This window comes from Enterobacter sp. SENG-6 (assembly GCF_001605945.1).
Classification (GTDB): domain Bacteria; phylum Pseudomonadota; class Gammaproteobacteria; order Enterobacterales; family Enterobacteriaceae; genus Enterobacter; species Enterobacter cloacae.
In genome coordinates, this window is record NZ_LOMM01000044.1 from 231,992 (window position 1) to 252,842 (window position 20,851).

The following is a 20,851-nucleotide window of genomic DNA, read 5'->3' on the forward strand; positions in this document are numbered from 1 at the left end:
TCCTTTAGCGCTGGAACGGGTAAACCGAACCCAGTTGCAGGATTGAGGTTAACGCGTCCAGCGCCTCGCGGCCTTCGCGCAGCAGCTGCGGGTCAACCAGATCGGCCTGCGTTAACCGGTCGCGATAGTAGCGGTCCACCCAGTCGTTGAGGGTGTTAAACAGCGTCTCATTCATCATCACTGCTGGGTTAACGGCCTGCATTTCGGCAGGCGTCAGGACCACGCGCAGGCGTAAACAGGCCGGACCGCCCCCGTTTGCCATGCTCTCGCGCAGATCAAAGACGCGCAGTTCCGCAATCGGGTTATCGGCTTTCACCAGTTCAGTCAGATAACGCCACACGCCCGGGTGATCGCTGGACTCCTGCGGCAGCACCAGCATCATGCTGCCATCGTCCCGGCTCAACAGCTGGCTGTTAAAGAGGTAGGTCTCAACCGCATCCTGCACGCTCACCGCCTGCGTCGGCACCTGAATCGGCGTAAACCCAGGCACGCGTTCATGCAGCGTGGCGAGGAGTTTCTCCTGATGGACGAACGCCTGCTCGTGGCAGAACAGAACCTGGCGGTTAGAGACGGCAATCACGTCGTTATGGAACACGCCCTGGTCGATCACATGCGGGTTCTGCTGGGCAAAAATCACCTGCGACGGATTGACCTGATTCAGACGCGCCACGGCCTGGCTTGCCGCCAGCGTCTGTCGGGCCGGGTAGCGGGTTGGCGCAGAGTGGCCACCCTCTTCCCGCCCGTAAATAAACAGCTGTAACCCCGGTTCGCCGTAATCGCCGCCCAGACGGTTATGGTTGGCAGCACCTTCATCACCAAAAATCGCCACCTGCGGCAGAGCCGGATGGACAGCAAAATGGGCGTCATTATGGAAAATGGCGCGCAGCACGCGCTCCGTGGTCTCCGCTTCGGTGGCGCGGTGGAATTTGTTGTTCAGGTTCGCCACCGTCAAATGGACCTTGCCATCCAGCGTATCGGCAGAGGGCGCAACGGTCGCCGCATTGGCCACCCACATTGAGGAGGCAGAACTCGCCGCCGAGAGCAGGTGTGGCGTCTGCGTTCCCGCTTTCTCCACCACCTGTTCATCAGTGCCGCTAAAACCAAGCTGACGTAACACCGCCACGTTTGGACGCTCCTGCGGCGGGATCACCGCCTGCGGAAAACCCGCGTCCGATAGCGCCTTCATTTTCAGCAGCCCCTGCTTTGCCGCCAGTTTCGGGTTGGAGACCTGAAAACGGTGTTTCGTCGAGGCTTCATTACCAAAGGAGAGCCCGGCATAGTGGTGCGTCAGTCCCACCAGGCCGTCAAAATTGACTTCACGCGCTTTCATGGCGATCTCCCTGACTAAAATCCAGACCCGGACTCAGCGTTTCCGGCAGCGTCAGCGCAGGTGTTTCCAGGCTCGCCATCGGCCACGCGCAGTAATCTGCGGCATACCACGCGCTGGCGCGATGGTTCCCGGAAGCCCCTACGCCGCCAAACGGGGCGGTACTCGCGGCACCGGTCAGCGGTTTGTTCCAGTTAACAATCCCGGCGCGCGCTTCGAGCAGCAGCTGATCAAACTTCTCGCGCTGCGGTGAAATCAGACCGCTCGACAGGCCGTAGCGGGTGTTGTTGGCCATCGCAATGGCACTGTCAAAATCGTCATAGCGCCAGACGCACAGCAGCGGCCCAAAGACCTCTTCATCCGGCACGTTGCTCGCGCCGCTCATCTCAACAATGCCCGGCGTCAGCAGCGACGTGCCCGGCTGAACCTGCTTCGGCTCCAGCAAGGTTTTCGCGCCGCGTGAGACATGGTCCTGCCAGGCTTTCAGAACGTTCAGCGCCGCCTGTTCGGAGATGAGCCCGCCGATAAACGGCTGCGGGTCGGCATCCCACGTCGCAGGCACCAGACGCGCGCTCACCTCAACCAGACGCCTGAGGAACGCATCGCCCTGCGCCCCGCGCTTCACCAGCAGACGACGCGCACAGGTGCAGCGCTGGCCGGCAGTAATAAAGGCCGACTGGATGGTCAGGTGGACTGCCGCATCAATATCATCAGGATCTTCAACAATGAGCGGGTTGTTTCCGCCCATCTCCAGCGCCAGAATTTTTTCCGGCTGCCCGGCCAGCTGGCGATGCAGCTGATAGCCCGTCCCGGCGCTGCCGGTAAACAGCAGGCCATCAATATCACTTAACGCGCTCAGCGCCTGGCCGGTTTCACGCCCGCCCTGCACCAGGTTCAGCACGCCCGGCGGCAAACCCGCCTGCTCCCAGAGCTTCACCACCACCTCACCGGTCAGCGGCGTTAATTCACTCGGTTTGAAAATGACGCTATTTCCCGCCAGCAGTGCGGGCACAATATGCCCGTTTGGCAGATGCCCCGGGAAGTTGTAGGGGCCAAACACCGCCAGTACGCCATGGGGGCGATGGCGCAGCGTGGCCGCGCCGTCAGCCATTTCGGTATGCTGCTCGCCGGTGCGGGTATGGTACGCCTTTACCGAGATAGCGATTTTGTTGATCATCGCCGTCACTTCAGTCGCCGCTTCCCAGCGTGGCTTGCTGGTCTCCAGGGCGATCGTGCGGGTCAACTCGGTTTTATTCGCTTCCAGCAGAGAGGCAAACTTTTCGACAATCCCCTGGCGCACAGTGAACGGCTGTTTCGCCCACGCCGGAAACGCGCGGCGCGCGGCGTGGCAGGCCTGTTCAACCTGCCCGGCGCTGGCATCATTACCTTTCCAGAGCACCTCGTTGCCGACCGGATTGGTCTTCACTCGCTGTTCGCCTTCGCCCGTTACCCAGTCTCCGTTGATCCATAAAGTCATGCTGTTTTCTCCTCAGGGCAGAGTCGCACCAGGCGAACCGTATCGCCGGCATTACATTTCAGGGCATCCAGTTCTGCAGCCGTCAGCACCAGACGTTCACATTTCGGGTTGGTACGCACCAGCATGGCGCGGAAGTTGGTGTAATTTTCGTTCGCCACCAGGCACGCCGGCCAGTCACCCGGCGCGGGCTGACCTTCAGAGACGTCAACCAGTCGGCTTTTACGGATCGCGCGCACGCGGTCGATGTCGCACTCCAGCGTCGGCCCGCCGTCAAAGATGTCGACATAGTTACGGTAGCGGAAGCCTTCTTTCTCCAGCACCGCGCGGGCAGGCGCAGTTTGCGGATGGACTTCGCCAATCACCGCCTGCGCTTCCGGGGTTAAGAAATGGGTATAGATAGGGTGTTTCGGCATCAGCTCAGCGATAAACGCTTTCTGTCCGGTGCCGCACAGATAGTCTGCCCGGCTGAACTCCATCGAGAAGAAACGCTCGCCCAGGCTCTCCCAGAACGGCGAATAACCTTTATCGTCGATCACACCGCGCATTTCAGCCACCACCTTTTCGTTAAAACGATCGCGGAAAGCGGCCATAAACATAAAGCGCGATTTGGAGAGCAGATACCCGTTGCCCTCTTTACGCCACGCCGGATCAAGGAACAGCGTGCAAAGCTCGCTGGCACCGGTGTGGTCATTACAGAGAAACAGCGTCGGCAGCGCGTTATAGACGTTCAGCTCTTTCGAGGCATGAACCATGGTGCCCACGCGGTAGTTGTACCACGGGTCATTAAGGCCAACGGCCACTTCGATGGCGCAGATCCCGGCTACGGTCCCCGTGTCGGTATCTTCCAGCACGAACACATAGCCCTGTTCGCTTTTTGGCAACGTCCCCTGCCAGGTTTGCAGGGCGCGCTCAATGCGCGCCGACAGCGTTTTTTCATCGGCAGGAAGCGAGGTCAGCCCGCCCCCCGTCTTACCGGCAAGCTGCATGAGCCCGGCGAGATCGCCGCGCTCAACGGGACGGATGACCATCATGATGACACCCCGGATTTCACACGTTCACAGGCCAGCGCAAAACGGTCTAAACCGGTGCTCACCTCTTCCTCGCTGACAATCAGCGCAGGGGCAAAACGCACCACGTTGGCACCGGCAATCAGCACCATCACGCCCTGTTTCGCCGCTTCCTGTGAAATAAGTTTAGCTTTTCCGGCAAACTCCGGCGTCAGTTCGCAGCCAATTAACAGCCCCAGGCCGCGAATCTCTTTAAACAGACCGGTCTTGCTGTTAATGGCGTTCAGACGCTCCACAAACCAGTCGTGACGCTGTTTAACCCCCTTCAACACTTCCGGGGTATTGATGATATCCAGAACCTGTCCGGCCACGGCCGTTGCCAGCGGGTTACCGCCATAGGTGGTGCCATGCGTGCCCACGACCATTACGCTGGCGAATTTATCGGTGGTCAGCATCGCGCCAATCGGGAAGCCGCCGCCCAGCGCTTTCGCCGTTGAGAGAACGTCCGGCGTTACGCCGTAGTGCATATACGCATACAGCTCACCGGTACGGCCAACGCCGGTCTGCACTTCGTCGAAAATCAGTACCGCGTTATGACGATCGCACAGTTCGCGCAGCCCCTGCAGGAACGCTTTCTGTGCGGGCAGCACACCGCCTTCTCCCTGCATTGGCTCGACGATCACCGCGCAGGTGGTGTCGTCGATCAGCTCGCGGGCTGACTGCAGATCGTTATACACCCCGTGGCGGATATCCGGCGGCAGCGGCGCAAAGTCCTGCGAGTAGGACGGCTGCCCCCCTGCGCTGACGGTAAAGAGCGTGCGGCCATGGAATGCGTTCTTAAAGGCCACAATCCCGCTCTTGTGCACACCGAATTTATCGTGCGCATATTTGCGTGCCAGCTTCAGCGCCGCTTCGTTTGCCTCCGCGCCCGAGTTGCAGAAAAAGACTTTCTCCGCAAACGTCGCGTCGATCAGTTTTTTCGCCAGACGCAGCGCCGGTTCGTTGGTATAGCCGTTCCCGGTATGCCAGAACTTCGCCGCCTGGTCGTTTAACGCCTGGCGCAGCGCCGGGTGTGCATGGCCCAGCGCGTTAACCGCAATCCCGCCCGCAAAGTCGATATACTCTTTACCCTGCTGATCCCACAGGCGCGAGCCTTCCCCACGAACCGGAATAAAAGCCGCCGGAGCGTAAACCGGCATCATCCATTCATCGAAATTTTCACGCGTAATTGACAGAGACATAGCGACCTCATCCGGTAAATAAAAGGTTATTTGAATGTTAAATAATTGAGTGTTTGCACTGTGAATGTAGATTGCAGCCTTCGTGCCAGCCAGCGATAAAAATGCATAAACGGGTGGGGGTAACAGAATATCAATAAGTTACAATATGGAATTATTCACTGTTAGTGCATAAAAAGTGAATATTTTTACGACAAGCGGCGCTATGCCGCATGAAAATCAGAAAGAGTATGCAGAGGCCAAATATAATTCTGGAATTGTGATCGCTCGCGAAATTTATCGGCCATTTACGCCCCTTTTAAGGGCGAAGCGCGTCAGAATGGTGCAAATATTGCGCCGTTGGCATTATCTGTCGCAGTTATTGGTCAATCCCCGTAACAGACGACGCAAATTCTGCTACCATCCATGCACTATTCACCTTGCACTGGCAGCGACTATGAAATTTGTCTCTTTTAATATCAACGGCCTGCGTGCCCGCCCTCACCAGCTTGAAGCGATTGTTGAACAACATCAGCCTGATGTGATCGGCCTGCAGGAGACAAAAGTTCACGACGATATGTTCCCCCTCGAAGAGGTGGTGAAACTGGGTTACAACGTCTTTTATCACGGGCAGAAAGGGCATTACGGCGTTGCCCTGCTGACCAAAGAGACGCCGGTTTCCGTCCGCCGCGGCTTCCCGGGTGATGGCGAAGAAGCGCAGCGCCGGATCATCATGGCGGAAATTCCTTCAGCGCTCGGCAATATCACCGTGATCAACGGCTATTTCCCGCAGGGGGAGAGCCGTGACCATGAGACCAAATTCCCGGCGAAAGCGAAGTTTTATCAGGATCTGCAGGATTATCTGACCACCGAACTGAAAAAAGAGAATCCGGTGCTGATCATGGGCGACATGAATATTAGCCCGACCGATCTGGATATCGGCATTGGTGAAGAGAACCGCAAACGCTGGTTGCGCACCGGCAAATGTTCATTCCTGCCGGAAGAGCGCGAGTGGATGGATCGCCTGCTGAGCTGGGGTCTGGTGGATACCTTCCGCACGGCTAACCCGGACACCCAGGATCGCTTCTCATGGTTCGATTACCGCTCAAAAGGCTTTGATGACAACCGCGGGCTGCGCATAGACCTGCTGCTGGCAAGCTCCCCGCTGGCGGAACGCTGCATTGAAACCGGGATCGACTACGATATCCGCAGCATGGAAAAACCGTCGGACCACGCGCCGGTGTGGGCGAAATTCAAGCTGTAACCCCGTGTGAACATTCGAAAAATTGTCGTACTGTGCGCCCTGCTGGGCGCCTTTATGCTGACGTGGCTCACTCTTCCTCCGGGCACGCTCTCTCTTGAAACCGTCAAAACGCATCAGCAGACCTTGCTCGCCTGCGTCGAACACGCCCCGCAGCAAAGTGCGCTGATCTTTTTTGCGCTCTATGTGGTGGTTTCCGCCCTCTCTATCCCCGGTGCCGCGATACTGACCCTGCTGGGCGGCGCGCTATTTACGCTGTGGAAGGGGACGCTGCTGGTGTCGTTTGCCTCCACGCTCGGCGCCACGCTCGCGATGCTCGCCAGCCGTTATCTGCTGCGCGACTGGGTTCAGCGACGGTTTGCCCAACAGATGAAAACGGTGAACGCGGGGATGGCGCGTGACGGCGCAGGGTATCTATTCGCCCTGCGGATGATGCCGTTGTTCCCGTTTTTTCTGGTCAATCTGCTGATGGGGCTGACCCGCATTGGGGTGCGTAGGTACTGGTGGGTCAGCCAGCTCGCCATGCTGCCCGCAACGGTTATCTTCCTCAACGCCGGCCGCGAGCTGGGAAAAATCACCTCGCTGCGCGATATTCTGTCGCCGGGCATGCTGTTAGCCTTTACACTACTGGGGTTATTACCGCTGATGAGCCGATGGCTGTTTTCCCGACTCCCCTCTTCGTTTAAAAAGTGAGGCATTATGCGCCGTGTGCGTTTTTGCGCGTTTCTGACCGGTCTGCTGCTGACCACTCCTCTGTGTGCCGCCGACAGCTGGCACATTATCCAAGAACAAGCCAAAGGCCAGACCGTCTGGTTTAACGCCTGGGGAGGCGATCAGGCGGTTAACCGCTACCTCGACTGGGTCAGCGGTGAGATGAAAACGCACTACGCGATCAACCTCAACATTGTCCACCTGGCCGATGCCGCGGATGCGGTAAAACGGATCCAGACAGAAGCTGCCGCCGGGCGTAAGACCCATGGCTCGGTGGATCTTTTGTGGGTTAACGGTGAGAATTTCCGCACGCTAAAAGAGGCTAACCTGCTGCAAACCGGATGGGCACAGACGCTGCCTAACTGGCGTTATGTCGACACGGGCAAACCGGTCACGGAAGATTTCGCCCTGCCAACCGAGGGCGCAGAATCTCCGTGGGGTGGCGCGCAGCTCACCTTTATCGCCCGCAAAGCGAGCATGCCCACTCCACCGTCAGACCCGCAGGGATTACTGGCCTGGGCCAAGCAGCATCCGGGTAAAATCAGCTATCCTCGTCCGCCTGATTTTACCGGCACCGCGTTTCTGGAACAGTTACTTCTCACGCTCACCTCCCGGCCCGATGCGCTGAAACGCGCGCCCGATGACACCTTTGCACAGGTTACCGCGCCACTCTGGGACTACCTCGACAAACTCCACCCGCTGCTGTGGCGAGAAGGAAAAGATTTCCCACCTTCACCTGCGCGGATGGATACCCTGCTCGCCCGCGGCAGTCTGAGCCTGTCGCTGACCTTTAACCCGGCACATGCGCTGCAAAAAGTGGCCAGCGGTGAACTGCCTGCCGACAGCTACAGCTTTGGTTTTCACAACGGGATGATCGGTAACGTTCATTTTGTTGCCATCCCGGCGAACGCCAGCGCCAGTGCGGGGGCCAGGGTGGTTGCCAATTTCCTGCTCTCACCTCAGGCGCAGATCCGCAAAGCCGACCCGGCGATCTGGGGCGATCCGAGCGTACTGCAGGCGAACACGCTGCCCGCAGATGAAGCAAAACAGCTTCAGGCCCACACGCCACAAGGGCTTCCGCGGATGCTTGCGGAGCCACACGCCGCATGGGTTAACGCGCTGGAGCAGGAATGGCTGCGTCGTTACGGCACCCGCTGAGCGCACTCATCTGGCTGGCGATGGCGGCAGTGTATCTGCCGCTTGTCCCAGCCGCCGCCATGCTGTTGACGCCGGCGCTGTCGGCAGAAAACTGGCAACGCCTGTTTGACGACCCGCAGATCCCGCAGGCGCTCGCTGCCACCCTGGTATCCACGCTGATTGCCACTCTCGGCGCCCTGTTTATCGCCCTGATTTTCGTCACCACGCTCTGGCCCGGTGAGCGCTGGCGTCTTCTGTGCACCCGTTTGCCGTGGCTGCTGGCCGTTCCCCACGTTGCTTTCGCCACCAGCGTGTTGCTGACTTTTGCCGAAGGCGGTCTGTTTTATCAGCTCTGTACACGCTGCTCCCCGATGTTGGATCGCTACGGGATTGGGCTGGGGCTGACTCTCGCCGTCAAGGAGAGTGCCTTCGTGCTGTGGGCGATATACGCGGTGTTACCTGAAACCCGGCTGGGTCGCCAGAATGTCGTGTTGCAAACCCTGGGATACGGGCGGTTCCAGCGACTGTGCTGGCTGGTGATCCCGGAGATCGCGCCGGCGCTGGGTGCCACAATGCTGGCGGTGCTCGCCTGGTCCCTCTCTGTTGTGGATGTCGCCATCATCCTGGGGCCGGGGAATCCGCCTACCCTGGCGGTACTGGCCTGGCAGTGGCTGACCCAGGGCGACGTGCAGCAGCAAACGAAAGGAATGCTGCTCTGCCTGCTGATGCTCGCGCTGCTGGCCGTGCTTTCGGCGCTGGGGTTCGCTATCTGGAAGGCGTGGCGTCGCACGTTGCCTGCGCTGACAGGGGTGCGACGCACGTTCCCCCTCGCGCCGCCCGCCCGTATGCTCAGCGGAATCCTCCCCGCATGCGGCATGCTTTGCGCCGGAGTGCTGCTGATGCTGGCCCAGTGGGATGATGTTAGCGCCGTGCGTGCCAGTTTATCGTTCGGCCTGCTCGCCAGCCTGATAGGCCTGATCATGATACTGCTCTGGCTGGAATGGGGGCCGCGGCGTGGTGCGTTGTGGGTCTGGCTCCCTCTCGCCCTTCCTGCGCTGCCGTTGGTTTCCGGGCAATACAGGGTGGCGTTATGGCTGGGTATCGACGGGCAGTACGCCGCCGTGCTCTGGAGCCATCTGCTGTGGGTGTTGCCGTGGATGCTGCTGATACTGCAACCCGCCTGGCGGCGCATCGATCCGCGGCTTCTCCTCACGGCCAGAACGCTTGGCTGGCGGCGGACAAAAGTCTTCTGCCTGATCAAATGTCCCCTGCTGTTGCGCCCCGCGCTGCTGGCGTTTGCAACCGGATTTTCGGTCAGCATGGCGCAATACATGCCAACACTCTGGCTCGGCGCGGGGCGTTTCAGCACCCTTACCACCGAAACCGTGGCGCTCAGCAGCGGCGGCAGCATCCCGATTCTGGCTAACCGGGCGCTGTGGCTTCTGCTGGTGACAGGGGCCGTCTTCGGCGTTGCCGCACTGTTATCCCGTCTCGCAGGCCATTATCGACGAGGATTACGTTAATGCTGAAGGTCAACAATCTCACCATTGCGCCGCTGTTCCGTGAAGTTAACTTTTATGTCCCTCGCGGTGAAATTGTCACCCTGATGGGGCCGTCCGGCAGCGGGAAATCGACCCTGTTCTCATGGATGGTTGGGGCACTGTCTGACGACTTTCAGGCGCAGGGCGAACTGTGGCTTGACGATCGCCGCTGTGACGGGCTGCCTGTCGAGCAACGCGGGATCGGTATTCTCTTTCAGGACGCACTGCTGTTTGACCAGTACAGCGTCGGGCAAAATCTGCTGCTGGCGTTACCGGCGCGAATAACCGGACGCGCACGCCGGGAAAAGGTGCAACAGGCTCTGGATTCAGCCGGGCTAAATCGCCACTATGCCAGCGATCCGGCCACGCTATCCGGCGGGGAGCGTGCCAGGGTGAGCCTGCTGCGGGCTCTGCTTGCCGAGCCACAGGCGTTGTTGCTGGACGAACCGTTTAGCCGCCTTGATAAATCACTGCGGTCGTCCTTTCGGACATGGGTGTTTGATGCCCTGCGCGCACGCAATATCCCGGTAGTGCTGGTCACGCATGACGATGAAGATATTCCGCCGGGTGGCGAGGTGATTGAGATTTCTCGCTGGCAATAATGTGCTAACGCAATGTTTTACCTTTCAGGAGAGACGACAATGCCCCCCTCTTTTACTGACGTCAGGTTATTCGATGAAACGTGTTTCTCAACTGACCGCGCTGGCCCTGCTTTGCGGCCTCGCCTCACTCTCTTGCATGGCCGCTGATATGCCCCATTCGCTCACACTGGCTCAGCTTCAGGAACAGCATGGCGCGGCGATCGATACCCGTGCCAGTGCGTTTTATAACGGCTGGCCGCAAACGCTGAGCGCCCCCTCCGGGCACGAGCCCGCTGCGCTTAACCTCTCTGCCACCTGGCTGAGCGCGATGAGCGACGACCAGATTGGCCGCTGGGCAAAACAGCATCAGCTTACCCCCACAACGACTATCGCCCTCTACGGCAGTGACGCTGACAACCAGGCGGTGAGCGCCCGCCTGAAGAAAGCCGGTTATCCCCGGGTTTCCGTTCTCAGTGATGCCCTGCAGTCCCCTGAGCGTCTGCAGCGCCTGCCGCACTTTGAACAGCTCGTTTACCCGCAGTGGATTTATCAGCTTTCGCAGGGCAAACCGGTGGCAGCCGCCCCGGCCGGTGACTGGAAAGTGATTGAAGCCGCCTGGGGTGCGCCGAAGTTCTATCTACTGAACCACATTCCCGGCGCGGATTATATTGATACCAACGAAGTGGAAAGCGAGCCGCTGTGGAATAAGGTTTCTGACGACAAACTGAAAGCGATGCTGGCAAAACACGGGATCCGTCACGATACCACCGTCATTCTGTATGGTCGCGATGTCTATGCCGCCGCCCGCGTGGCGCAAATTATGCTCTACGCGGGCGTAAAGGACGTGCGTATTCTTGATGGTGGCTGGAAAGCGTGGTCAGAGGCCAACCTGCCGGTGGAAAGAGGGATGCCTGCTGATGTCAAACCCGCTCCCGATTTCGGCGCGCCGATCCCCGGTCAGCCACAGCTGATGATCGATATGGCGCAGGCGCGCGGGATGCTGCATCGCCAGGATGCTTCGCTGGTCAGCATTCGCTCGTGGCCGGAGTTTACTGGCGAAACCAGCGGCTACAGCTACATCAAACCCAAAGGTGAAATTGCCGGTGCCCGCTGGGGTCATGCCGGAAGCGATGCCACCCATATGGAAGATTTCCATAACCCGGACGGCACCATGCGCAGCGCCGATGACATCGCCGCCATGTGGAAAAGCTGGAACATCCTGCCGGAACAGCACGTGGCCTTTTATTGCGGTACCGGCTGGCGAGCTTCAGAGGGCTTTATGTATGCCCGGGCGATGGGCTGGAAAAACATCTCCGTCTATGACGGTGGCTGGTACGAATGGAGCAGCCACCCGCAAAACCCGGTGTCGTCTGGCGAACGCGGACCCGACAGTTCGCGCTAGGGCGTGAGTGAACGCAGCGTCAGATACCCGCTCCAGATGCGCGTTGTGGTGGTCAGCCAGCACAACGCGCCAAATACCCACGCGAGAAGCGTGAAGTGCGCCGGAAACAGGCAGCACAACACAAACAGCACGATGGTTTCCGTCCCTTCCGTTAATCCGCCGATATAGTAAAACGACTTGTGCGCATAGCCGGGGTTATCGATATTGTGTTTCGCCGCCAGAGCGGCAAAGGCCAGAAAGCTGCTGCCGGTTCCGATAAAGGCGAACAGTAGCCAGGCCGCGGCCAGCGCATTCTCAGCGGGAGCCGCGAGGGCAAAACCAAACGGCACCAACGCGTAGAACAGAAAATCGAGCGCGATATCCAGAAACCCGCCCGCATCCGTCAGCCCTCTGCGGCGTGCCAGCGCGCCGTCCAGGCCATCCAGCAGGCGATTAACCACAATGGCGACCAGGGCCGCCGGATACCAGCCAAGCGCCAGAAACGGTAGCGTCAGCACGCCTGCGGCAAATCCGGTCAACGTTAAACCATCGGGCGTGATGCCGGGTTTATCCAGCCAGGAGGCCAGCCGGTTAAGGGCGGGCTTTACCCGGGGGTGAAGATGTCGATCAAGCATACGGCTTTCCTTTAAACGTGTCGCACAATCCCTGCGCCGGGACATCAAGGGCGGCATTAAAGCGGGCCGAAAGGTTTTGAAACGCAATCAGCGCCGTCATTTCACTCATCGTCTCATCGGTAAAAAGGCGTTTGAGCTCGCGTTTGAGCGCCTCATCCACCTGCGGCGGCGTGGCGGTCACGGCCTCCGCGTAGGCCAGCGCCGCGCGCTCCTGCTCATTGAAAAGCGCGGCGTCACGCCACTGGCTTACGGCCTGCACTTTATCCAGCGCGCCCGCGCGTTCGGCAAGACGCAGGCTATTGGCATCAATACAAAATGCACAGTGACAGAGCTGGGATACCCGCGTCATCAGCAGCGAGCGCAGCACCGGCGTCAGACGAGCGTTGCGTCGCTCCAGAAACCCGACAAACAGCGCCACCAGCCAGAACAGGCGCGGCATTCGTCCCCACCAGCGCGTGGGGTTAAGCACTGCGCCAAAGTGTTTTTTCTGCATGGCGGCAATGGGTTTGAGGCTGGCGGGAAGGGATTCAACCGGGGCAACCCAGGTGGATGTCTCTTTCACGTGATTCTCCTGATGACTGGACTCCTGGAAAGGGCACGATAATATGGTGTTTTTCGCTATCAAGTATTGACGACCATGCTGAAAACACTCGATGTCGTTGCGGCAATCATCGAAAAAGACAATAAAATTTTACTGGCGCAGCGCCCCATGCATGCCGATCAGCCGGGCCTGTGGGAGTTTGCCGGTGGAAAGGTGGAAGCCGGAGAAACGCAGCCCGAAGCGCTGATCCGCGAGCTGCAGGAGGAGTTGGGGATCCACGCGCGACCGTCGTACTACGTGGCAAGCCACCAGCGGGAAGTGTCACAGCGGATAATCCATTTACACGCCTGGCACGTGCCCCACTTCAGCGGTGAACTAACGGCGCACTACCACAGCGCCCTGGTGTGGTGTACGCCTGAAGAGGCGTTTGACTACCCCTTAGCCCCGGCGGATATTCCGCTGCTGGAAGCCTTTATTCTTTTACGCGACGCCAGACCAGTGGGTTCGTACTGATGGTGCGTTCATCGCGCTGGCACTGCAGCAGGATGCCGTCCGCTTTCACCACCGCCCCTTCTGAGTAGTTCTGATCCTGATAGATGCAGCACTGGTTACAGGGCTGCGCTCTCTGGCCGCTGGAGCTAAAGACCTCCGGCGGTACGTTCACTTCCACATCCGGACGAATGCGGTCAGCCTGCGCGCCAGCGCTCAGCATCAAACATAACGCGGTCATCACGTAACGGTTCATAGACTTCTCTTCCTGTTGTGTCCTGATAATGACTATAACGGTTAATCATCGCGGAACCTTTAATTTATCTCGTCATCGCTTTTGGTTATGACGCCGCACTGGTCATTAATTTCCCTTTCGACATAAATTTCTGCTTGCTTCGCAAAGCGGTACGGGTGGTATAGTCAAAAAAACAACACAAATCGTATAAGACACATACGGAAATTATCATAAGAGGTTCTTATATCTATGGATCAGACACGCACTCTGGAAAGTTTTCTCACCCATGTTCAGCAGCGCGACCCGCATCAGAGCGAGTTTGCGCAGGCCGTACGTGAAGTAATGACCACCCTGTGGCCCTTCCTGGAACAAAACCCACGTTATCGTCAGATGTCTTTGCTTGAGCGCCTCGTCGAACCTGAGCGCGTGATCCAGTTCCGCGTGGCGTGGGTGGACGACCGCAATCAGGTGCAGGTGAACCGCGCGTGGCGCGTGCAGTTTAACTCGGCTATCGGGCCGTTTAAGGGCGGGATGCGCTTCCACCCTTCAGTGAACCTGTCGATTTTGAAATTCCTTGGCTTTGAGCAGACCTTTAAAAACGCGCTCACTACCCTGCCGATGGGCGGCGGTAAAGGCGGCAGCGATTTTGACCCGAAAGGCAAAAGCGAAGGCGAAGTGATGCGTTTCTGCCAGGCGCTGATCACCGAGCTTTATCGCCACCTTGGCCCGGACACCGACGTCCCTGCCGGTGATATCGGCGTGGGCGGGCGTGAAGTGGGCTTTATGGCCGGAATGATGAAAAAGCTCTCAAACAACAGCGCCTGCGTCTTTACCGGCAAAGGACTCTCCTTTGGCGGCAGCCTGATCCGCCCAGAAGCGACCGGCTACGGTCTGGTCTATTTCACCGAAGCGATGCTGAAACGCCACGGCTTAGGCTTTGAAGGCATGCGCGTGGCGGTCTCCGGCTCCGGCAACGTGGCGCAATATGCCATCGAAAAAGCAATGCAGTTTGGTGCCCGCGTGGTCACCGCGTCTGATTCCAGCGGTACCGTCGTGGATGAAGCCGGCTTCACGGCTGAGAAACTGGCGCGTCTGTGTGAAATCAAAGCCAGTCGCGATGGCCGCGTGGCCGATTATGCCCGCGAGTTTGGTCTGACCTATCTTGAGGGTAAACAACCGTGGGGCGTGCCGGTGGATATCGCCCTGCCGTGTGCAACCCAGAACGAACTGGACGTTGAAGCCGCCCGCACCTTAATCAGCAACGGCGTAAAAGCGGTAGCCGAAGGGGCGAATATGCCAACCACCATCGAGGCGACCGATCTGTTCCTGGAAGCAGGCGTACTGTTTGCACCGGGCAAAGCCGCCAACGCCGGCGGCGTGGCAACGTCCGGTCTGGAGATGGCGCAAAACGCCGCGCGTCTGGGCTGGAAAGCGGAGAAAGTGGATGCCCGTCTGCACCACATCATGCTGGATATTCACCACGCCTGCGTAGAGTACGGCGGTGAGGCCTCGCAAACCAACTACGTGCGGGGTGCGAATATCGCCGGGTTCGTGAAGGTAGCGGACGCGATGATTGGGCAGGGTGTGATTTAAAGTTTATTGTGCGGCCGGGTGCCCTCACCCCAGCCCTCTCCCACGGGGAGAGGGAGAAAACCGGAGGTATCAGGCCGCGCTCTTTTTCTTTTTAAACGGTTTCTTCGCACCGCCACCCGGTGCCACCATTCCTCTGAACCGCTTCACCGGCGTGCTGCGTGCCTGATCGATCAACTGGTACAGCGTCCCCACCAGCGGCTGCATAAAGTCCTGATAACGGCACTGTTTCTCGCTGATTTGCGTCAGCACCGATTCCCAGTGCGCCGTCATATCCGGCCTGGCGGCCAGCTCCGGCAGGGAGTGGATTAATGCCCTGCCCGGCTCGGTGGAGTGAATATAGCGCCCTTTTTTCTCCAGGAAGCCGCGTTTGAACAGCAGTTCGATGATCCCCGCGCGGGTCGCTTCGGTTCCCAGCCCGTCAGTGGCGCGCAGGATCTTTTTCAGCTCTTTGTCCTGCACAAAACGGGCAATCCCGGTCATGGCGGAGAGCAGCGTCGCATCGGTGAAATGGCGTGGTGGCTGCGTCTGGCGCTCTACCACTTCCCCTTTCTCACACAGCAGCTCGTCGTCTTTAGCCACCACCGGCAGCGGAGTACCGTCATTCTCTTCGTCACGCTCTTTGTTGCCAAGCAGCGTACGCCAGCCCGCTTCCGCCAGAAAACGCGCTTTGGCAATAAATTTGCCTTTGGCGATCTCCAGCTCAATGACGCACTTGCGGAACACCGCGTCCGGGCAGAACTGCATCAGATATTGACGCGCGATCAGGTTATAGACCTTCGCTTCGTTCTCCGTCAGGTTGACGTTGCTGGCCCGCGCCGTCGGGATGATCGCATGGTGGGCATCGACTTTTTTATCGTCCCAGCAGCGGTTATGGGTATCCGGGTTGACGACCGGCTGCGGCAGCAGATCCGGCGCATGCACGCCGATGGCGTTCATCACCGCGTGGCGTCCGGCAAAGTGCTCTTCAGGCAGGTAGCGGCTGTCTGAACGCGGATAGGTGATGAGCTTGTGGGTTTCGTAGAGTTTCTGGCAGATATCCAGCACGTTCTGCGCGCTCAGGCCAAAGCGCTTCGCGGCCTCAATCTGCAGGGCAGAAAGTGAAAACGGCAGCGGTGCGGGTTCGGATTCCCGTTTATCGTTATAGCTGGTGACGATGGCAGGTTGACCGGTGATCCGGTTGACCACGTGCTCCGCCAGCGGACGATGCAGCAGCCGCCCCTCTTCATCCTGATACGATTCGCAGGCATCGCTCGGCTGCCAGACGGCGGTAAAACGCTCCTCTTTCGGGGTGACGATGTGCGCTTTCACTTCGAAGAAATCTTTGGCAACGAAGTTTTCAATTTCTTCATCACGGCGCACCACCAGCCCCAGCACCGGCGTTTGCACGCGGCCAACGGAGAGTACCCCCTGATAGCCGGCATTCCGCCCAAGGATCGTGTAGGCGCGGGTCATGTTGATCCCGTACAGCCAGTCTGCGCGCGCACGGGCCAGCGCGGACACGCACAGCGGGATAAACTCGCTGTTGGCGCGAAGGCGCGAAATCGCCCGCGCCACCGCCTGCGGGTTGAGGTCGTTAATCAGGCAGCGCTGCACCTGCTGGCGTTTTTCCGGCGCCAGCTCCAGATAGTCCAGCACTTCATCCACCAGCAGTTGTCCTTCCCTGTCCGGGTCACCGGCGTGGACAACTTCAGACGCTTCATGCAGAAAGCGCTTAATGACGTTGAGCTGTTTGGTGACGGAGGGGCGCGGTTGCAGGCGCCATTTTTCCGGCACGATAGGCAGATCGTTGAGGTTCCAGCGGGCATAGCGGCTGTCGTAAACGTCTGGCTGTGCCTGCTCAAGCAGGTGACCAATGCACCAGGTGACCACCTGCCCGTTACCGCATTCAATAAAGCCGTCGCCTTTGCGATGCGGCTTCGGCAGCACATCGGCGATGGCACGAGCCAGACTCGGCTTTTCGGCAATAAACAACCGCATCGAATTAACGGATCTCAATCATCGGTCGGCCACCGCGCGCGGTCACCAGTTCGCCGATCGCCGTCAGGGTAATACCAAACTCGGCGGCCGTTGCCTGTACCTCGGCTTCTGACTCCGGCGTAACTGCCAGCAGCAGACCACCCGAGGTTTGCGGATCGCACAGCAGGTTACGCCACTCTTCAGGCATTTCGCCCATCAGATGACCATAGCTGGCAAAGTTACGCTGAGTACCGCCCGGCACGGCGCCCTGGGCAATGTACGCTTCCACGCCTGGCAGCTTCGGCACGTCCTGATACCAGACCTGCGCCTGCACACCCGCGCCCTGGCACACTTCAGAGAGATGCCCCAACAGGCCAAAACCGGTGACGTCGGTCATCGCCTTCACGCCGTCGATATTGGCGAAAGCGGCACCGGCCAGGTTCATCTGGCACATCACTTCCGTTGCCAGACCTTTATGCTCGGGTTTCAGCAGGGATTTTTTCTCGGCGGTGGTCAGCACGCCAATGCCCAGCGGCTTGGTGAGGAACAGCTTGCAACCCGCCTGCGCGGTGCTGTTGCGTTTGACGCGCTCGGTAGGCACCACGCCCGTGACCGCCAGACCGAAGATCGGCTCCGGCGCATCAATAGAGTGACCACCGGCCAGGGCAATCCCCGCCTGCTGGCAGGCAAAGCGTCCGCCCTCAATCACCTGGCGGGCTATTTCTGGCGCAAGGGTGTTGATCGGCCAGCCCAGAATCGCAATCGCCATAATCGGTTTACCGCCCATCGCGAAGATATCGCTGATGGCGTTGGTCGCTGCGATGCGCCCGAAATCGAACGGGTTATCGACAATCGGCATAAAGAAGTCAGTGGTACTGATAATGCTGGTGCCGTTACCCAAGTCATAAACCGCTGCATCGTCACGCGTTTCGTTGCCAACAAGCAGGTTCGGGTCGACAAACTTCGCCTGTTCGCTGTGCAGGATGGTTTCCAGCACTTTGGGGGAAATTTTACAACCGCAACCGGCTCCGTGGCTGTATTGCGTTAAACGAATGGTTTGCTCGCTCATGGACATCTCCTGTCAATGCAATCGCGCTATGGTAGCGCTCATTCCTTAAAGAGGTAAGTATGACTGTCTGAATTCTGCGGCAGATGCTCAGAATCCAGACAGTTTAGCGCGCGTTATCAGAAACGGCTGACGAAAGGCGTGGTGTCTGGCACGCTAATGGTGCTGGAGGCTTTAAGCTGAGGGGTGCCGAGATAGAGGAAACCGACGATTTTGTCATGCTCGCCGCAGTTGAGTCCGTCGCGCACCGCCGGGCTTTCAGTCAGTGGCCCGGTACGCCAGATACCGTTGAAGCCTTGTGCAACAGCGGCCATCTGCATCGCCATCACCGCGCATCCCGCCGACATCTCCTGCTCCCAGACAGGCACTTTATGCTCCGCCTGACACTTCGCCACAACGGCGATGATCATCGGCGCACGGAACGGCGCGTTACGGGCTTTATCGATCCCTTTCTCATCCTGACCGGCGGCAACCGCCCCCTGCTCCAGCAGCTGACTGAAGCGCTCGCGGCCTTCACCTTCAATAATAAAGAAGTGCCACGGCTGAAGTGTGCCGTGATCCGGCGCACGCATACCGGCACGCAGAATGTTCTCCAGCTGCTCACCCGCTGGCGCAGGTTCCGCCAGACGTGACGCGCTACGGCGGTTAACAAGCAGTTCAAGTGCGTCCATTGGTTAACTCCTTTCTTGAAATTTACTCACAAAATTAACACGACGGCAGATTTTGTTACAGCCTGGCAGGCGATTCCTGCTGACAAGTGGCGGTTGGGTCATTACGATAACCCAACATTACCGTCCAGTGGCGACGGAAACAGTCATTTTCTGGTTAGGGAGAATACATGCGAACCCTTTGGCGAATCTTTGCCGGTTTCTTTAAATGGACGTGGCGACTGCTCAATTTCGTCCGCAACCTGGTGATGAACCTCGTGTTCATCCTCCTGGTGCTGGTTTGCGCGGGCATCTGGATGCACATCAGTAACGCAAACCAGTCACAGCATTCGACGCGCGGCGCGCTGCTGCTCGACATCACCGGCGTGATTGTCGATAAGCCTTCCACCAGCAATCGTCTGGGAGTGATTGGTCGTCAGCTGTTCGGCGCTACCTCGGACCGCCTGCAGGAAAACTCCCTGTTCGATATTGTCGATACCATTCGTCAGGCAAAAGATGATCGCAACATTACGGGTATCGTGCTGGATCTGAAAGATTTTGCCGGGGCCGACCAACCTTCCATGCAGTACATCGGCAAAGCCCTGCGTGAATTCCGTGACAGCGGTAAACCGGTGATCGCAATAGGCGACAGCTACAGCCAGGGGCAATATTATCTGGCGAGCTTTGCCAATAAAATCTGGCTTTCACCTCAGGGTACGGTCGACCTGCACGGCTTTGCCACGAACGGGCTTTACTACAAATCTCTGCTCGACAAGCTGAAGGTCACCACCCACGTGTTCCGCGTCGGTACGTATAAATCTGCCGTTGAGCCATTCATCCGTGATGACATGTCCCCTGCCGCCCGTGAAGCGGACAGCCGCTGGATTGGTGAGCTGTGGCAGAACTACCTGACCACAGTTGCCAGTAACCGCCAGATTACCCCTGCACAGGTCTTCCCTGGTGCTCAGGGCGTGCTGGACGGCTTGCGCAAGGTTGACGGCGATACCGCGAAATATGCGCTTGATAACAAGCTGGTCGATGCCCTGGGAACCAGCGCGGAGATCGAAAAGTCCCTGAGCAAACAGTTCGGCTGGAGCAAAGAGGATAAAAATTACAGCGCGATCAGCATGTACGATTACGCGGCGAAAAAACCGGATGAGAGTGGTGACAGCGTTGCGGTTGTCTTCGCCAATGGCGCAATCATGGACGGTCAGGAGACTCCGGGGAACGTCGGGGGTGATACCACCGCGTCGCAGATCCGTGACGCGCGTCTTGACCCGAAAGTGAAAGCGATTGTGCTGCGTGTGAACAGCCCGGGGGGCAGCGTCAGCGCCTCTGAAGTGATCCGCGCCGAGCTGGCCGCTGCGCGTGCAGCAGGTAAACCGGTGGTGGTTTCCATGGGCGGCATGGCGGCTTCCGGCGGTTACTGGATCTCAACCCCGGCTAACTACATCGTCGCTAACCCAAGCACCCTGACCGGATCAATTGGCATCTTCGGGGTGATCAACACGGTAGAGAACAGCCTGGATTACCTGGGTGTACATACGGATGGTGTGGCCACTTCACCGCTGGCGGATGTGTCGGTAACCAAATCCCTGCCACCTGAAGTGTCCGAGATGATGCAGCTCAGCATTGAGAATGGCTACAAGCGCTTTATCACGCTGGTCGCTGACTCGCGTAAGAAGACGCCGCAGCAGATCGACGAAATTGCTCAGGGCCACGTCTGGACAGGACAGGATGCGAAGAGCAACGGCCTGGTCGACAGCCTGGGTGACTTTGATGACGCGGTGAAGAAAGCCGCCGAACTGGCGAAGCTCAAACAGTGGCATGTTGAATACTATCAGGATGAGCCGTCGTTCTTCGATATGGTGATGGACAGCATGTCCGTCTCCGTGCGCGCCATGTTGCCGGAAGCGCTGCAGGCTTATCTGCCAGCGCCTGTCGCCACGGCCGCAAAAGCGATGAAAGCGGAAAGCGATAAGCTCGCGGCGTTTAATGATCCACAAAGTCGTTACGCGTTTTGCCTGACCTGCGCAAACGTACGTTAAA

19 protein-coding genes are annotated in these 20,851 nt (G+C 58.7%); 9 read left to right on the forward strand and 10 right to left on the reverse strand.

What is annotated here, in order from left to right:
- Positions 1-4 precede the first annotated feature (4 nt).
- From astB to astC, 4 genes are read right to left on the reverse strand one after another with little or no spacing between them, the layout of a single operon-like run.
- On the reverse strand, positions 5-1,330 hold the full coding sequence (astB, locus tag AX755_RS18990; protein ID WP_062857257.1) for an N-succinylarginine dihydrolase: 1,326 nt from the start codon (positions 1,328-1,330) through the stop codon (positions 5-7).
- Positions 1,317-2,804: a succinylglutamate-semialdehyde dehydrogenase gene (gene astD, locus AX755_RS18995; protein WP_013097030.1), complete on the reverse strand. Its 1,488-nt coding sequence runs from the start codon at positions 2,802-2,804 to the stop codon at positions 1,317-1,319. Before astD ends, astB begins: the two co-directional genes overlap by 14 nt.
- A complete protein-coding gene (astA, locus tag AX755_RS19000; protein WP_014831525.1) occupies positions 2,801-3,835 on the reverse strand; it encodes an arginine N-succinyltransferase in 1,035 nt (344 codons plus the stop codon). Before astA ends, astD begins: the two co-directional genes overlap by 4 nt.
- Positions 3,832-5,052 carry a succinylornithine/acetylornithine transaminase gene (astC, locus tag AX755_RS19005; protein WP_029882003.1) on the reverse strand — a complete coding sequence of 407 codons (1,221 nt, stop codon included), beginning with the start codon at positions 5,050-5,052 and terminating at the stop codon, positions 3,832-3,834. Before astC ends, astA begins: the two co-directional genes overlap by 4 nt.
- A gap of 433 nt (positions 5,053-5,485) precedes the next feature.
- Here astC and xthA point away from each other — a divergent pair, with 433 nt between their 5' ends.
- The 6 genes from xthA to AX755_RS19035 all read left to right on the forward strand — a co-directional run bounded on the left by xthA (position 5,486) and on the right by AX755_RS19035 (position 11,661).
- On the forward strand, positions 5,486-6,292 hold the full coding sequence (gene xthA / locus AX755_RS19010) for an exodeoxyribonuclease III (protein WP_013097033.1): 807 nt from the start codon (positions 5,486-5,488) through the stop codon (positions 6,290-6,292).
- A 6-nt stretch (positions 6,293-6,298) separates the two neighbouring features.
- On the forward strand, positions 6,299-6,982 hold the full coding sequence (locus tag AX755_RS19015; protein WP_013097034.1) for a TVP38/TMEM64 family protein: 684 nt from the start codon (positions 6,299-6,301) through the stop codon (positions 6,980-6,982).
- A gap of 15 nt (positions 6,983-6,997) precedes the next feature.
- A complete protein-coding gene (locus tag AX755_RS19020) occupies positions 6,998-8,158 on the forward strand; it encodes an ABC transporter substrate-binding protein (protein WP_373371640.1) in 1,161 nt (386 codons plus the stop codon).
- Complete coding sequence (locus AX755_RS19025) at positions 8,131-9,660, forward strand: hypothetical protein (RefSeq protein WP_062857259.1); 1,530 nt, start codon at positions 8,131-8,133, stop codon at positions 9,658-9,660. The genes AX755_RS19020 and AX755_RS19025 overlap by 28 nt, the downstream gene beginning before the upstream one ends.
- Positions 9,660-10,280: an ATP-binding cassette domain-containing protein gene (locus AX755_RS19030; protein ID WP_013097037.1), complete on the forward strand. Its 621-nt coding sequence runs from the start codon at positions 9,660-9,662 to the stop codon at positions 10,278-10,280. The genes AX755_RS19025 and AX755_RS19030 overlap by 1 nt, the downstream gene beginning before the upstream one ends.
- Before the next feature lie 73 nt (positions 10,281-10,353).
- Positions 10,354-11,661, forward strand: a complete 1,308-nt coding sequence (locus tag AX755_RS19035) for a sulfurtransferase (RefSeq protein WP_058684496.1) — start codon at positions 10,354-10,356, stop codon at positions 11,659-11,661.
- Here the strand turns inward: AX755_RS19035 and AX755_RS19040 are convergent.
- Complete coding sequence (locus AX755_RS19040) at positions 11,658-12,275, reverse strand: CDP-alcohol phosphatidyltransferase family protein (protein WP_038419143.1); 618 nt, start codon at positions 12,273-12,275, stop codon at positions 11,658-11,660. The genes AX755_RS19035 and AX755_RS19040 overlap by 4 nt on opposite strands.
- On the reverse strand, positions 12,268-12,837 hold the full coding sequence (locus AX755_RS19045) for a carboxymuconolactone decarboxylase family protein (protein WP_062857260.1): 570 nt from the start codon (positions 12,835-12,837) through the stop codon (positions 12,268-12,270). Before AX755_RS19045 ends, AX755_RS19040 begins: the two co-directional genes overlap by 8 nt.
- A 75-nt stretch (positions 12,838-12,912) precedes the next feature.
- Here AX755_RS19045 and AX755_RS19050 point away from each other — a divergent pair, with 75 nt between their 5' ends.
- The gene (locus AX755_RS19050) at positions 12,913-13,329 is read left to right on the forward strand and encodes a pyrimidine (deoxy)nucleoside triphosphate diphosphatase (protein WP_062857261.1); all 417 of its coding nucleotides are present in this window, start codon (positions 12,913-12,915) and stop codon (positions 13,327-13,329) included.
- Here AX755_RS19050 and AX755_RS19055 read toward each other — a convergent pair.
- On the reverse strand, positions 13,289-13,561 hold the full coding sequence (locus AX755_RS19055; protein WP_013097042.1) for a YnjH family protein: 273 nt from the start codon (positions 13,559-13,561) through the stop codon (positions 13,289-13,291). The genes AX755_RS19050 and AX755_RS19055 overlap by 41 nt on opposite strands.
- A 228-nt stretch (positions 13,562-13,789) precedes the next feature.
- Between AX755_RS19055 and gdhA the strand changes: the two genes are divergently transcribed.
- Entirely contained in the window at positions 13,790-15,133 is a 1,344-nt protein-coding gene (gene gdhA / locus AX755_RS19060) for an NADP-specific glutamate dehydrogenase (protein ID WP_020688396.1), read from the forward strand.
- 69 nt (positions 15,134-15,202) lie between these two features.
- Here gdhA and AX755_RS19065 read toward each other — a convergent pair whose 3' ends face one another.
- The 3 genes from AX755_RS19065 to AX755_RS19075 all read right to left on the reverse strand — a co-directional run bounded on the left by AX755_RS19065 (position 15,203) and on the right by AX755_RS19075 (position 18,826).
- Positions 15,203-17,110, reverse strand: a complete 1,908-nt coding sequence (locus AX755_RS19065) for a DNA topoisomerase III (RefSeq protein WP_062857262.1) — start codon at positions 17,108-17,110, stop codon at positions 15,203-15,205.
- A 4-nt stretch (positions 17,111-17,114) separates the two neighbouring features.
- The gene (selD, locus tag AX755_RS19070; RefSeq protein ID WP_014831513.1) at positions 17,115-18,158 is read right to left on the reverse strand and encodes a selenide, water dikinase SelD; all 1,044 of its coding nucleotides are present in this window, start codon (positions 18,156-18,158) and stop codon (positions 17,115-17,117) included.
- A 116-nt stretch (positions 18,159-18,274) separates the two neighbouring features.
- Positions 18,275-18,826, reverse strand: coding sequence for an NAD(P)H nitroreductase (locus AX755_RS19075; RefSeq protein WP_013097046.1), 552 nt, complete (start codon positions 18,824-18,826; stop codon positions 18,275-18,277).
- Positions 18,827-18,993: 167 nt separating this feature from the next.
- Here AX755_RS19075 and sppA point away from each other — a divergent pair, with 167 nt between their 5' ends.
- Positions 18,994-20,850: a signal peptide peptidase SppA gene (sppA, locus tag AX755_RS19080; RefSeq protein ID WP_020690337.1), complete on the forward strand. Its 1,857-nt coding sequence runs from the start codon at positions 18,994-18,996 to the stop codon at positions 20,848-20,850.
- Position 20,851 lies beyond the last annotated feature (1 nt).